Source organism: Paenibacillus sp. FSL H7-0326, assembly GCF_001955535.1.
Lineage (GTDB): Bacteria > Bacillota > Bacilli > Paenibacillales > Paenibacillaceae > Paenibacillus > Paenibacillus shunpengii.
Genome location: NZ_MPVN01000012.1, coordinates 51,878 through 64,908, shown reverse-complemented (window position 1 = coordinate 64,908; position 13,031 = coordinate 51,878). Strand labels below are relative to the sequence as shown.

Annotated in this window: 15 protein-coding genes and 1 rRNA gene; 2 read left to right on the top strand and 14 right to left on the bottom strand. The window is 44.0% G+C overall.

Translation table 11 applies throughout. The annotated features are described in order from the left end of the window. From BK126_RS28005 to BK126_RS27995, 3 genes are all read right to left on the bottom strand, one after another. A 16S ribosomal RNA gene (locus BK126_RS28005) occupies positions 1 to 223 on the bottom strand; the annotation flags it as partial. A gap of 490 nt (positions 224 to 713) precedes the next feature. Beyond that, a complete protein-coding gene (locus BK126_RS28000; protein WP_047914054.1) occupies positions 714 to 941 on the bottom strand; it encodes a hypothetical protein in 228 nt (75 codons plus the stop codon). A gap of 99 nt (positions 942 to 1,040) precedes the next feature. Beyond that, a complete protein-coding gene (locus BK126_RS27995) occupies positions 1,041 to 1,652 on the bottom strand; it encodes a stage II sporulation protein M (protein ID WP_076315717.1) in 612 nt (203 codons plus the stop codon). Positions 1,653 to 1,790: 138 nt separating this feature from the next. On the opposite strand from BK126_RS27995, the gene pdaB reads away from it, so the two are divergent. Beyond that, positions 1,791 to 2,582: a polysaccharide deacetylase family sporulation protein PdaB gene (gene pdaB / locus BK126_RS27990; protein ID WP_047914056.1), complete on the top strand. Its 792-nt coding sequence runs from the start codon at positions 1,791 to 1,793 to the stop codon at positions 2,580 to 2,582. A 107-nt stretch (positions 2,583 to 2,689) separates the two neighbouring features. On the opposite strand, the gene BK126_RS27985 is transcribed toward pdaB, so the two are convergent. Next, positions 2,690 to 3,343 carry a KinB-signaling pathway activation protein gene (locus BK126_RS27985; RefSeq protein WP_047914057.1) on the bottom strand — a complete coding sequence of 218 codons (654 nt, stop codon included), beginning with the start codon at positions 3,341 to 3,343 and terminating at the stop codon, positions 2,690 to 2,692. Positions 3,344 to 3,469: 126 nt separating this feature from the next. On the opposite strand from BK126_RS27985, the gene gerD reads away from it, so the two are divergent. Then, positions 3,470 to 4,264 (top strand): spore germination lipoprotein GerD, encoded by a 795-nt coding sequence (gene gerD, locus BK126_RS29230; protein WP_047914058.1) that lies wholly within the window; start codon positions 3,470 to 3,472, stop codon positions 4,262 to 4,264. Between the two features lie 109 nt (positions 4,265 to 4,373). On the opposite strand, the gene BK126_RS27975 is transcribed toward gerD, so the two are convergent. The 10 genes from BK126_RS27975 to BK126_RS27930 form a co-directional block, all read right to left on the bottom strand. Beyond that, positions 4,374 to 5,498, bottom strand: coding sequence for an Mrp/NBP35 family ATP-binding protein (locus BK126_RS27975; RefSeq protein ID WP_076315716.1), 1,125 nt, complete (start codon positions 5,496 to 5,498; stop codon positions 4,374 to 4,376). A gap of 85 nt (positions 5,499 to 5,583) precedes the next feature. Beyond that, positions 5,584 to 6,339, bottom strand: a complete 756-nt coding sequence (gene cwlD, locus BK126_RS27970; protein WP_047914060.1) for an N-acetylmuramoyl-L-alanine amidase CwlD — start codon at positions 6,337 to 6,339, stop codon at positions 5,584 to 5,586. 88 nt (positions 6,340 to 6,427) lie between these two features. Further along, the gene (gene sat, locus BK126_RS27965; protein ID WP_076315715.1) at positions 6,428 to 7,600 is read right to left on the bottom strand and encodes a sulfate adenylyltransferase; all 1,173 of its coding nucleotides are present in this window, start codon (positions 7,598 to 7,600) and stop codon (positions 6,428 to 6,430) included. An 81-nt stretch (positions 7,601 to 7,681) separates the two neighbouring features. Continuing rightward, positions 7,682 to 8,374 (bottom strand): phosphoadenylyl-sulfate reductase, encoded by a 693-nt coding sequence (locus BK126_RS27960; protein WP_047914062.1) that lies wholly within the window; start codon positions 8,372 to 8,374, stop codon positions 7,682 to 7,684. Between the two features lie 331 nt (positions 8,375 to 8,705). After that, positions 8,706 to 9,374, bottom strand: coding sequence for an S-layer homology domain-containing protein (locus BK126_RS27955; RefSeq protein ID WP_047914063.1), 669 nt, complete (start codon positions 9,372 to 9,374; stop codon positions 8,706 to 8,708). A 240-nt stretch (positions 9,375 to 9,614) separates the two neighbouring features. Continuing rightward, positions 9,615 to 10,010, bottom strand: coding sequence for a 30S ribosomal protein S9 (gene rpsI, locus BK126_RS27950; protein WP_047914064.1), 396 nt, complete (start codon positions 10,008 to 10,010; stop codon positions 9,615 to 9,617). Positions 10,011 to 10,029: 19 nt separating this feature from the next. Then, a complete protein-coding gene (gene rplM, locus BK126_RS27945) occupies positions 10,030 to 10,467 on the bottom strand; it encodes a 50S ribosomal protein L13 (RefSeq protein ID WP_076315714.1) in 438 nt (145 codons plus the stop codon). 208 nt (positions 10,468 to 10,675) lie between these two features. Next, positions 10,676 to 11,452 carry a tRNA pseudouridine(38-40) synthase TruA gene (gene truA / locus BK126_RS27940; RefSeq protein WP_076315713.1) on the bottom strand — a complete coding sequence of 259 codons (777 nt, stop codon included), beginning with the start codon at positions 11,450 to 11,452 and terminating at the stop codon, positions 10,676 to 10,678. Between the two features lie 192 nt (positions 11,453 to 11,644). After that, positions 11,645 to 12,010: a 50S ribosomal protein L17 gene (gene rplQ / locus BK126_RS27935; RefSeq protein WP_047914067.1), complete on the bottom strand. Its 366-nt coding sequence runs from the start codon at positions 12,008 to 12,010 to the stop codon at positions 11,645 to 11,647. A gap of 33 nt (positions 12,011 to 12,043) precedes the next feature. Further along, a complete protein-coding gene (locus BK126_RS27930; protein WP_076315712.1) occupies positions 12,044 to 12,988 on the bottom strand; it encodes a DNA-directed RNA polymerase subunit alpha in 945 nt (314 codons plus the stop codon). Positions 12,989 to 13,031: the final 43 nt, after the last annotated feature.

Here is a 13,031-nt window from a genome sequence, read left to right as displayed (position 1 = left end):
GATTGCTCCGTCTTTCTTTCCCCTCCCATGCGAGAGAAGAACCTATCCGGTATTAGCTACCGTTTCCGGTAGTTATCCCAGTCTTATGGGCAGGTTACCTACGTGTTACTCACCCGTCCGCCGCTAAGCTAGGTGAAACAAGTTTCACCTTACTCCGCTCGACTTGCATGTATTAGGCACGCCGCCAGCGTTCGTCCTGAGCCAGGATCAAACTCTCCGAAAAAGAGAGCGATTAAGCTCATTTAGAAAAACTGACGAGAACGTAATGTCCTCTTTATTTTGCTCGGTTATCATACCGTCTGACGACTTGTACCATAACCTCGCGTTTAGAATTTTGCAGTTGCAAAATTCTGCTCACTCGTTGTTCAGTTTTCAAAGATCAAATCTTTCATTTTCTCGCCGTCGCTCAATTTCAGCGGCGACTTTTATAATGTATCACATCCGATTCAGTAATGCAAGACTTTTTTTGAAGAAGTTTTTTACCATCTCGCTTCGTCTCTATTGCAGAGACAACTTACTAAAAAGGAACGAGTTATAATTTATCATATTATAACTCAATAGGTCAACTGTTTTATAAAAAAAATTTAACGATACTATTCCGAATTCATATAACAATTTGTTAACTTCTACTGAACACAAAATACATATTAAAAAGTTCACGCAAAATAATAAACCTCCCTATTACTAGAGAGGTTCTATATCAGTTTTTTCGTTTACTTGATCTGTGGAAACCGCCCGTTCCGCGCATATTTGGATAACTCCTTCGCTGGTGCAAAACGTGCGTACATTCGGAAAACTGTCTTATAACGGTTTGCAATGGCGTAACGGATGTCATGATCTAATCTTGAATCACCAAGATCCAATAACATCTCATCAAGTTCTTTTCTTAGGACGTAATCGAGTTCTTTACATTCTTTTTCATTAAACAGCATTCCGAGCATCGAACTTCTCCTTCATCTACTTTATTTGTCTGACTAACAAGATGTTTTATTGTTATGCTCAAGTTTTGGGAAATTTATGAATCATAGCCGAAAAATTTTTTACTGTACCAAGAAGTATGTCAATGTGCTCTCTATAATAGCAGCAATAAACAAAAGTATTACAATCCATAAGGATGCGGTCGCCGTCTGTCTCATATATGTACCTAGTCTAATGGATCTCGTGCTTGTTTCCATACCGATTTCACCCAGCGCCTTATATATCATTACACCGAGCTTCAGTCCAAAGGCACAAGCAATAATAATGGCTGGAATTTCGATAATGCCATGTGGCAGCAAACCTTTTACTACGACCTCGTAATAGCTAATTCCCTGCTGCCATGCTGCATGCAACAAGAAGCCTAGCACTCCGCCATTTATGATTAAGAAGATTACGGGGATAATTCCGCCGAGTGCTCCTGCAAAGATGACAAGCACACCTTTTATGGCATTATTGAAAAAAATAAACGTGAAAAAGCTCCACTGGACATTCTCACTTTGCCGCAGCTCGTTGCTGATCTCGCTAAGTCCACTGATTTGCTGAAGCATGATATCCTGCAGAACTCCTGTACTCATCCAACCGAGCACTCCACCACCTATAAAGATCAGTGTTGCTACGAGTATGTATCGAGATATTGATCGAGCATCCATTAAAAAGGTTTGAAAACGAAACATCTTCTTATTACCCTCTTCCTTAGAAATTAAACCAACCCATTTAGCTATCAGATCTTTGATAGTACGTACTAGTCATATGTACAAGGTACGAGCATACACATAAAAGTAAACGAGCCTGCTAATGGGAGGAGCAATGACATGAACTCATATTTCTATGTATTAAACGGGAGAAAAATCAAAAGGTTCCTCATCGTGTTCGCCGCTGCAATCTTTACACTCGGGATCATCTATATTGAAACAGAGGATATTTCCGTGTTCTCCGAAGGCGGAGCTCCTGCAGCTGTATACAGTGTACCTACGGAGAAGAAAGTGATCGCTCTTACATTTGATATCAGCTGGGGTGACAAGCGAACAGAACCTATTCTCAAAGTACTGGAGGAGCAAAATGTCCAGAGGGCTACCTTCTTCCTATCCTCTCCCTGGAGTAAAACCCATCCTGAGATCGTAGCTTCCATAAAGGACGCAGGTTATGAAATTGGAAGCCATGGTCACAAGCATGTCAATTACAGCAGTCTGACTGATGAAGAAATTCGCAAGCAGATTTCAACAGCACATAGTATTTTAACCGAAGTATCCGGAAAAGAACCGAGCTTAATTCGTTTGCCAAACGGTGATTTTGATAAACGAGTCCTTCGTATCGCTGATACTTTGAATTATCAAGTGGTTCAGTGGGACACCGATTCCCTGGATTGGAAGAACCCTGGCGTCGACCAAATCGTAGATCGTGTTGTAAGTAAAGCTCATCCTGGAGATATTGTACTCCTGCATGCCAGTGATTCTGTTAAACAAACCCATGAAGCCCTTCCTCAAATTATCGAGCAGCTACGTCAAAAAGGATATGAGTTCGTTACTGTATCCGAATTGATCAATCAATCTAATGTTAAAGGTGCCGAAGTACGCGATCAAGCGATGAACGATACACAGCTTTAACACTGCTGCTCTATTTTTGCAATAATTTGCTCGACCTAGTGATCGGCAGATGAACACTTGAATATAAAATAAAAGAGCTAACCCCGGTTAGCTCTTTGGCATTTTTTTTAATTTACAGACGTATTCATGCTTGATGTCTTCCCTCCGACCGGCTTACTGTCTGCCGTATGATTGCTTGATGCGTCACTTGACGCTGGTGCAATGCGGTGCAGCATTAGAATTTGATATGTATTGCAGGCCAGAAGTGGAATAACGGTAAAGGCAGTAGCTGAATGATCCCCTATGCTAAGCACTCCGATTGTCTCAACAATTGTCAATGCAATCATGAAAAATAATGTCGGTATAAGGGCATGATTATTGGTAGCTCTCACTTTAAAATAAGCGGTTACAACAGCGGTCAATAGAATAATGATGCCGAGGATAAGGTCCGATGCTCCATTTCCTTCGTTCATGAATATCCGGAAAAACATTAATTCGAGCAAGGCAAGGGCTGTTAAGGCAAGCTGAATATAAGTCCATGTTTTTTGAGAAAAGGTGCCTCGTCCCATATAGTTCAAGATCAAATAAGCAAAAAAACCAAGCTGTGAGTACAAGCTGATCATCATGCCCGAGCCGAACAGAATAACCAGATACAAAAGATAATCCGCTGTTCCTGAGGATACATAATCACCGGTCGTAAGAATAAAGCCTGTAATCAGTGAAGCAATTCCCCCGACACATAAGGTTCGCCAAAATAAATAAAACCATTTCCTTAAATTCAAACCTTTTCCACCTCCGAGTCTTTATTTTACCAACCTTCTCAATAAAAAACCATGGCTTATCGGACATAATTATCGTGTATTCCCCTCATACTACAATCAGTATCTTAAAAAGGGGCTGTGAGGCGCGTGAAATGGCATAATTTACGTTACTTGTGTTTGGTAGGCGGTATGGCCACCCTTTTATCCGGATGCGGGTCTGATCAAAGCTCTGGATCCCAAGGCGGCAGTTATAAAGAAATGAAGACGATGGTCGTTGATATTTTGAAAAGCGATGAAGGTAAAAAAGCAATGGAGGAAGCCCTTCTTGGTCAAAGCAGTACAGGAAGCGGCGGCGGTGAGGGCGGTTCGGAAGAAGAATCAGGATCCGGAGGCGGATCGGGTTCAGGATCAGGCGGAGGCTCTGCTTCAGGAAGCTTTGGTATTCGAATGCTTACTTCAGGCGGATCAAGTGAGGATATTCGTCTTGCGGTCAAAGACACCCTCTCCTCCCCTGAGTACAAGAAGGAATTTGAAGAGATCATGAAGGACCCGAAATTTGCAGGAGAATTTGCCAAGGTGGTTAACGCCCAGAGCAAGCAAATTCACATGGAGCTTATTAAGGACCCTACGTACCAAAAGTCGATGGAGGATATGCTGAAATCTCCTGAAATGCAAAAAATGATGCTGGAGCTCACTCAAAGTGCTGATTATCGCAAACAGACGATGAGTGTCATGCAGGAAGCTATGCAGAATCCACTCTTCCGTATGGAAGTTATGGAGCTGCTGCAGGCCGTTGTCAAAGAGGAGCTGCAGCCTAAACAAAGTGAAGGCGCTGGGGGAGCTCAAGGCGAAGGTGGCGGCGGCGAAGGCGGCGGCGGTGGTGAAGGCGGGAATGAAAGCGGCGGCGAAGGCGGAGAAAGCGGATCTGGTGGCAGCAGTTAACCCTATTTGAGTCTCAACCTAATAAAAAAAGCCAAGCCAATCATGGCATTAGCTCGTCCATAAGACGGCCTATGACATCAGTGCGGCTTGGTTTTTTTATTCAATATTTCTATTCAACAGTTGTCTTATCAATAATCGCTGCTGCAACATCATTATACATTTGTCCGATCTCTGTATGATCCTTATAAATCGACGGAGAGAAATCAGGCTCAGAAATGTGATTATCCGGATTACCGAGTGGAATTTGGGCGAGCAATTCCGTATGCAGGCTTTCGGCTAACCGCCCCCCGCCGCCTCTTCCGAACACATAATCTTTCTCTCCACAGGATCCACATTGATAATAAGCCATATTTTCGATTACGCCCAGAATCTCATGCTGCGTCTGTATCGCCATCGCTCCAGCTCGCGCCGCAACAAAGGCTGCTGTAGCATGTGGTGTCGTTACAATAATCTCTTTGCTTTGCGGTATCATTTGATGTACATCCAGTGCAATGTCTCCTGTACCTGGAGGCAAATCAAGGATCATATAATCAAGACTCCCCCAATTCACATCACTGAAGAACTGTCTCAGCATTTTCCCCAGCATCGGGCCTCTCCAGACAACTGGACTGTTCTCTTGAACGAAAAAGCCCATAGACATCACTTTGACACCGAAACGCTCCACAGGCTGAATTGCTCCATCCACCACTGCAGGCCCCTCTTCAATCCCCATCATATCGGGAACGCTGAAGCCGTAAATATCCGCGTCAATGATTCCTACTCTCTTCCCCTGCCTCGCGAGGGCAGCAGCCAGGTTTACGGAAACCGTCGATTTGCCGACTCCGCCTTTGCCGCTTGCAATGGCGATAAACTGAACTCCTGACGCAGGATCTAGGAGATCGTTATTCTCCATCCCTGCAGCGTGTCCTTTGACCAGCACTTCTTCATCAGTTGGTTCTGCTGCTTCTGTATTCCTCTTCTTGCTATCCCCTAACGCGCCTTCTCGCTCCATGTCTGAAGCATTGCGAAGCCGCACATGGACTTCATTCACTCCTGCCTGACGCAGTACAGAGGCTGCCTGATCTTTAAGCGTTCTGCGAACGTTTTCATCTTCAGTCAAACAAATCATGGTCAAATGGGTTCGATCCTCTTTAACCATGATATCGCGAATAAAGTTCAGATCTGCATACCGAAGTCCGCTCACAGGCTCCTGAATGTCAGATAATAATTCCAGCACTTGGTCTCTTGATAACATGATGATAGCACCTCAGCTTTATCTATTGGCATGTATTCCTTTTATACAAGTACAGATCTATTATAACACTCTGAGGTGCATTATTTTAGTTTTTCATTTTTTCCCCTGAGGCATATCTCAAAATTCCTTTGTAGACAGATGCTGCTACCTTACGCTGATACTCATCCTCTGCCAGTAGTCTGGATTCTTCGGGATGTGACAGAAAGCCCACCTCAACAAGCACAGACGGCATTTTTAATGCTTGAAGCATATATACGGTGTTAACAGTTTTTGCGATTCGATCTGTATTCTCTAGGTTTCGTCTAATCTCGTCCTGAATGAGTGCAGCAAAGTTTGGATTATCTTCATGATTCGGGTAATAGAATACCTGTGCTCCGCTCCAGCGATTAGAAGGGATGCTGTTCATGTGAATGCTAATAAACATATCCACCTGCTTATCCTCAATCATTCTTACACGCTGCTTCAGATCCTCTGTTTTTCGTTTGGAATATCCCTTGGTATCTTCAGGAGCGAGGTCGACATCTGTTTCTCTGGTCATGACCACAGTAGCACCTGCTTGCTGCAAATAGTCCCGTAAATACAAGGCTACAGCTAAATTGATATCTTTCTCAATAACCCCTTGCTTGCTCACGGCTCCCCCGTCTGGACCACCGTGCCCTGCATCCAGAGCAATGACCTTCCCTGACAACGGCAGGCTCCAATAATTCCACGTTTTAGATGCCGGTACCTCATATATAGCGATACAGACAAATAGAGCCAGCAGAAGAGCTCCCAGCAGGACTCTCTTCATGGTTCGAACATGAATCCACACCAAGAGCTTATTCGAACGTTTTTTTCGCATAAAAAAGCCACCTCCGATCCAAACTGACCATAATGATCTATATGGGACGAGGTGGACAAATATTCATTTATATAAGGACAAACCTAAATTATGTGGTTACCTGCTGCTCCGTCATACCCTCAATCAGCACTTCCGCTACTTCCGGGCGCGTAAATTCCGGCGGCGGGCATTGTCCCTCTCTCAGGAGCCCTCTTACTTTCGTACCCGACAATGTTAAATGGTCCTCTTTGCCATGCGGGCAAGTCTTGCTGGAGGCCATATTTCCGCATTTCGTACAGAAGAAGCTGTGTTCGAAGAATAGCGGAGTAATCCCAAGCTCCTCAGCTGTAAAATTAGTGAAGATCTCCTGGGCCTCATAGGTACCATAATAATCGCCTACCCCTGCATGATCACGGCCAACGATAAAATGAGTACAGCCATAGTTCTTGCGGACCATCGCATGGAAGATCGCTTCCCTCGGACCTGCATAACGCATCGCTGCCGGAAATACACCCAGGAAAGTCCGATTCGCCGGATAGTAATTCTCGAGCAGAACCAGATAACTCTTCATACGGACATCCGCCGGCACATCATCTGACTTCGTCTCACCAACAAGTGGATTAAGGAACAGAGCATCCACAATCTCCATCGCACTCTTCTGAATATATTCATGTGCACGGTGAACAGGATTACGTGTTTGGAACCCTACCACTGTCTTCCAGCCTTTGGCTTCAAACTGTTCACGTGTCTCTGCCGGATCATAATAAAATTCTTCGAACTTCGCTGGCTGCTTACGATTCAACACTTGAATCGAACCGCCTACGTAAGTTGTATGGCGTTCAAACAGCTTTTTCACACCAGGATGTTCTTTATCATTTGTTTTATAGACTTTTACTGCTTCAACCTCATGATCTGCCTTATACACACTTTCCACAGTCAGCGTCCCATAGATCACACTATCTTCCTGACCTACTAGAGCAATGACCTCACCGATTTCAAACGATGCTGCATACTCGGGATTCACATCAAGTGTAATCGGAATGCTCCACACCGTACCATTTGCAAGTCGCATGTTATGAACTACAGACTGATAATCCTCTTCATTTAAAAACCCGGTCAACGGAGAAAATGCACCCACACCAATCAAATCCAAATCCGATATGGTCCAATTGGTAATGGGCAGCTGTCTTAGCTCCTTAGCTTGCTTGAGCTGTTCTTCTCGCTCTGCACCTGTTACAATCCGATTAACTAGTGTTCCACCATGAGGCAATATCGCAGCCATGAACCCATCTCCTTATGAGCGATTGTCTATAACGATGATTTGAAGTTACGCAAGCTATTTAAATTTAATAAATTGAATCGCTTATTTGTGCAATCCACACTCCGTTTTATCATTACCTGACCAGCGTCCTGCTCGGGGATCTTCTCCCGGCATTACCTGTCTAGTGCAATATTCGCATCCTATACTTGGGTAATTTTGATCATGGAGCGGATTATAGATCAGATTGTTCTCCCGAATATAGTTCCATACATCCTCGTTCGTCCAGCCCGCAATCGGATTGAATTTCATTAGGCCAAATTTCGTATCGTACTCTACTTTCTTTGCATTTGCGCGAGTAGGTGCCTGGTCACGACGAATTCCGGTAATCCATGCATCATATTGAGATAGGATACGTGTCAAAGGCTCTACCTTTCTAATGTTGCAGCATGCATTCGGATCAGACTTCCACAGCTCTGCACCATGCTCCTGCGCTTGCTCTTCGGGTGTAATCTTTGGTGATACTCTGACAAAATCAATATGATAACGAGCTACAAGACGATCCCGTGTCTCATATGTTTCTTTAAAATGAAAATCTGTATCTAGATAAAATATGTCTGATTTAGGACTGATTTTTTGAAGCATATCAACCAAGACAACATCTTCGGCACCAAAACTGCAAGCAAATGTGATGTTCGGAAATGTCTCAACAGCAAAACGAATAATATCCTCCGGCGTTGCATCCTCGAGCTCGATCGCTTTAACTCTAGCCAATTCTTCTTTTTCTAACAAATTCATTTGTACTTGCCTCCCATATGTGTACTACCTTACATTAAAGCCTACAATTTAGATATGAATTACAATTAAGTATAAATCTTACCAGGAGAAAGTCAATGCTAAATCCAACTTTTTTACTAAGAATTTAAGGTTTTTTTGAAACTTTATTTGTTTTTGATAAAAAGTATGCAAAAAAAGCCTGTTCTTCGTTAGTAAAGTGACCATTCAGAAGTAGACACGGGCAGCTCCGAAGAATACCCAATGCATTATCTGTTTAGTTTAACTTTAAAGAAGAACAAGCCTTTTACAATTTCTAAGGTAAAACGATGAAGATTCGTGTTTCACTGTACATTTAGTGCCTATAAGGATGCTTGCTCAAAAACTCCAGTGCATGGAAGAGCATAACCGAAGCCTCTGCCCGTGTAATCTCCGCTCTCGGAGAAAAGTTAAGCTTATCATCCAGCTCTGTAATATCCCAAACTAATGAGCGCTGAATGGCGCCTTGGTAAGCAGGTGTGATGTCATCTGCATCTGAGATTTCCTCAGGCTTGATATTGATCAGCGGCAAACCGGCGTATTTCTCGATCATATCTATGAGTAATGCCGTATATTGCTCCTTGGTTATTGAGGATGATGGTGTCAGCTCCGCAGGAACCGAAAGGCCATTGTCATTAAAGTCTATGAATGCATCTGCATACCAGCCTTCAAGCCATACCTCACTATACATTTCAACTGTCTCGCCTTCCAACTTAAGCTCTTCCTTCTTGTCGCTAGAAATCGACTTAAGACCTCCTGCAATCAATTGTACAGCCTCAGCAGTCGATAAGGAGGACTCAGGCTTAAATTCCCCGTTCCCTATCCCTCTGACGATACTTCTTTCCTGTAAGGAACGGATCTCCGCTTCCCCATATGTACCTTGAATATCCGTGAAGCCGACATTTGCATACGTTAAGCCACTACCTAATGTAATAGCTAAAGAAACCGCCATGAACCCAATCACATTTTTATTCAATCGTCGCATCGTTATAACCTGCCTTCTAATTAAATTAAGTTGTTATAAGAAGAGGATTCCTTCTTGTACTCTAAACGATGACGTCCTTCAGAAGGTTGCAGCAATGGCATAGGATGGGATTGAGGAAGTTGTTCTAATGCGCTACTAAAGAATATAAGCGCGGACACTTTAGAGAAGGATAGGCAAAGTAAAATAAAAAACCTCTGACCTGATGGCCAGAGGGTGTAATCTTGAAAGTCCAAGATAATATTAACGTTTCGAGAACTGTGGTGCACGACGAGCGGCTTTGAGACCGTATTTTTTACGTTCTTTCATACGTGGGTCACGAGTCAGGAAGCCTGCTTTTTTCAGACCTGGACGGTATTCTGGGTCAGCTTTCAGAAGTGCACGGGAGATACCGTGACGGATTGCGCCTGCTTGACCAGTGATACCACCACCATGAGCGATTACGAGAACATCGTAGTTACCCAAAGTTTCAGTCAGTTCAAGTGGTTGTTTAACGATCAGTTTGAGTGTTTCCAAACCGCCGAAATAATCGTTGATGTCGCGTTTGTTAATGACAATGCGTCCTTCACCCGGTACAAGGCGAACACGTGCTACCGAATGTTTACGACGACCTGTCCCATAGTATTGTACTTGTGCCATGAAACTGTCCTCCTTTTAATTATCCGCGAAGTTCGTAAACTTCAGGTTTTTGTGCTGCATGTGGATGTTCAGCGCCAGCGTATGCTTTCAATCTAAGTTTCATTTGGTTACCCATACGAGTCTTAGGAAGCATGCCGTGTACAGCGAGTTCGATCATACGTTCAGGCTTGTTCTTAACCATCTCTTTAGCAGGAGTGACTTTCAGTCCACCTGGGTGCATAGAGTGACGGTAGTAGTTTTTGTTCTCCATTTTCTTACCAGTAAGAACAATTTTCTCTGCATTGATAACAACAACGAAATCGCCAGTGTCAACATGTGGAGTGAATTGTGGCTTGTGTTTACCGCGAATCAAAGCCGCAGCTTCGCTTGCCAAACGGCCGAGCGTTTTGCCTTCAGCATCGATGATGTGCCAATTACGCTCAACTTCATTAGGCTTCGCCATATAAGTGGTACGCATGAAAAGATCCTCCTTCAAATGTTCGCGTTCATAATACGCATAAATGTTAGTCTTTTATATTCGTTAAATTTAACTGTTTGTTTATGATGGATTGGTGTTACATTTGGTTGTTCACTTAATTGGGGCTGTGGGAAAGCCATTAAGAAAACACAACTTATATATTACACGATTGCAGCCCAGTTCGCAAGGCATTTATCCGAGGTTTTTTTTAGAAATCCTCATACTCCACATTCCACAGCATCAGCCCTTTGCTAACTGCTGTAGGACCTGCTGCAGACCGATCCTCTGCCTCCAAGATCATTTTCATATCTTGTGGCTTACGCTTCCCTTCTCCGACCTCCAGCAACGTGCCGACAATAATACGAACCATATGCTGCAAGAAGCCGTTTCCCGTAATAAACAGATGTATAACACCTTGATCTCTCGGGTGACCTTTCCGGCTCATGGAAGTATCGACCTTCAGCTCTGCCTCATACAGTGTCCTGATATGAGATTGCTTGGTGGAGTGCCGAGAGGCGAAAGAGGTAAAGTCATGAGTCCCAAGCAAGTATGGGAGACTCTCCCGCATCGCTTGGATATCCAGCTTACCTGGATGATGCAGCTGCGTCCGTCTATTAAATAGATCGAGAAACTGATTGGCATTAATGGTGTAACGATAGGTTTTTCTCTTGGCAGAACGTCTGGAATGGAACTCAAGCGGAACTTCGTAAGCATCGGTGAGTATGATGTCCTCAGGCAGTCTGCCATTCAGCGCCATACACCAGCGATCAATCGGAATCATGGATTCAGTATGAAAATGAAAAACCTGTCCAATAGCATGCACTCCAGCGTCAGTACGACCTGATGCATGTATTTTGACCACTTCACCTGTCAGTGATTTAATCGCTTCTTCAATTCGATCCTGAATGGTGTTGCCGATCGGCTGGGTTTGGAAACCGAAATAATCCGTACCATCATAATTCACTTTCATACATATGTTCCGCATCGAATTCACACCTTTATCCCATACTAAGCACACAGCCTTCTAAGTCCTAACATGCAGCTTCCAATCCTCATCACAATGAAAAAGAGCTCCTATCGGAGCTCCTCCCCAAACCGTTGCTTCAATGAGGCAAGGAAAAAAAGGGCATGTTCAGAATGTAAATCCTGTCACCCTTCCCTCACTTTATGCCACTATTTACGCACGGTCTACCAGTTCCAAGTAAACCATAGGCGCAGCGTCACCGCGACGAGGTCCTAGTTTCATGATACGAGTGTATCCACCTGGACGCTCAGCGTAACGTGGTGCGATTTCGCCAAACAGTTTTTGAATTGCATCCTGTTCACCATCAATCGTCTCACGACGTACATAAGCAGCCACTTGACGACGTGCATGAAGATCCCCTTGCTTCGCTTTGGTGATCAGCTTTTCAGCGATAGAACGAACTTCTTTCGCTTTTGCTTCAGTCGTTTGAATACGCTCGTACAAGAACAGATCCGTTACGAGGTCACGGAACAATGCTTTACGAGCACTGGAGTTACGACCCAACTTTTGGTATGCCATGTTTTCCCCTCCTTCACTTCAAACAATCGCTTGCTATTCTTCTGTACGAAGACCCAAACCTAGCTCTTCGAGCTTCTCTTGCACTTCTTCCAAAGATTTGCGACCAAGGTTACGTACCTTCATCATGTCTTCTTCAGTTTTCGTGGTCAATTCCTGAACCGTGTTAATACCCGCACGCTTCAAGCAGTTATAGGATCGAACAGATAGATCGAGCTCTTCGATCGTCATTTCGAGTACTTTTTCTTTTTTGTCTTCTTCTTTTTCAACCATGATCTCTGCATCTTTAGCTTCGTCAGTCAAACCAACGAACAAGAACAGGTGCTCGGTTAAAATTTTGGCGCCAAGGCTAACCGCTTCTTCTGGACGAATGCTTCCATCAGTCCAAATTTCAAGCGTCAGCTTGTCGTAGTTCGTTACTTGACCAACACGCGTATTCTCAACACCATAGTTGACACGTGCAATCGGGGTATAGATGGAATCCACAGGGATGACGCCGATCGGTTGGTCATCGCGTTTATTCCGATCCGCTTGGACGTAGCCACGACCGCGATTGGCAAAAATACGCATGTGTAGTCTCGAACCTGGACCAAGAGTTGCGATATGAAGATCCGGGTTAAGGATTTCCACATCACTATCCGCACGAATATCTCCGGCTGTTACAGCCCCTTCACCTTCAGCATCAATCTCAAGAACTTTCTCTTCATCCGAATGAATTTTCAAAGACAAAGCTTTCAGGTTCAAAATGATTTCCGTTACGTCTTCCATTACGCCAGGAACTGTAGCAAATTCGTGCAACACGCCATCGATTTGTACCGATGTTACTGCTGCACCTGGAAGCGAAGAAAGCAAGATACGGCGAAGCGAGTTGCCCAGCGTCGTACCATATCCACGTTCCAACGGTTCCACCACAAATTTGCCATAAGTGCCATCATCATTGACGTCTACCGTCTCAATTTTCGGCTTTTCGATTTCTATCACTGCAATACCCCTCCTTCAAAACGTCCTGTCCTATATGAAACAT

Bases quoted from the DNA above. Each gene is read 5' to 3' on its own strand.
- sat (WP_076315715.1), bottom strand. From the start codon at position 7,600: ATGGCTGCGATATTGCCTCATGGTGGAACACTAGTTAATCGGATTGTA.
- pdaB (WP_047914056.1), top strand. From the start codon at position 1,791: ATGAACTCATATTTCTATGTATTAAACGGGAGAAAAATCAAAAGGTTC.
- BK126_RS28000 (WP_047914054.1), bottom strand. From the start codon at position 941: ATGCTCGGAATGCTGTTTAATGAAAAAGAATGTAAAGAACTCGATTAC.
- rplM (WP_076315714.1), bottom strand. From the start codon at position 10,467: ATGCGTACCACTTATATGGCGAAGCCTAATGAAGTTGAGCGTAATTGG.
- rpsI (WP_047914064.1), bottom strand. From the start codon at position 10,010: ATGGCACAAGTACAATACTATGGGACAGGTCGTCGTAAACATTCGGTA.
- cwlD (WP_047914060.1), bottom strand. From the start codon at position 6,339: ATGCGAAAAAAACGTTCGAATAAGCTCTTGGTGTGGATTCATGTTCGA.
- BK126_RS27960 (WP_047914062.1), bottom strand. From the start codon at position 8,374: ATGAATTTGTTAGAAAAAGAAGAATTGGCTAGAGTTAAAGCGATCGAG.
- BK126_RS27975 (WP_076315716.1), bottom strand. From the start codon at position 5,498: ATGTTATCAAGAGACCAAGTGCTGGAATTATTATCTGACATTCAGGAG.
- rplQ (WP_047914067.1), bottom strand. From the start codon at position 12,010: ATGGCATACCAAAAGTTGGGTCGTAACTCCAGTGCTCGTAAAGCATTG.
- BK126_RS27995 (WP_076315717.1), bottom strand. From the start codon at position 1,652: ATGTTTCGTTTTCAAACCTTTTTAATGGATGCTCGATCAATATCTCGA.
- BK126_RS27955 (WP_047914063.1), bottom strand. From the start codon at position 9,374: ATGCGACGATTGAATAAAAATGTGATTGGGTTCATGGCGGTTTCTTTA.
- truA (WP_076315713.1), bottom strand. From the start codon at position 11,452: ATGCGGAACATATGTATGAAAGTGAATTATGATGGTACGGATTATTTC.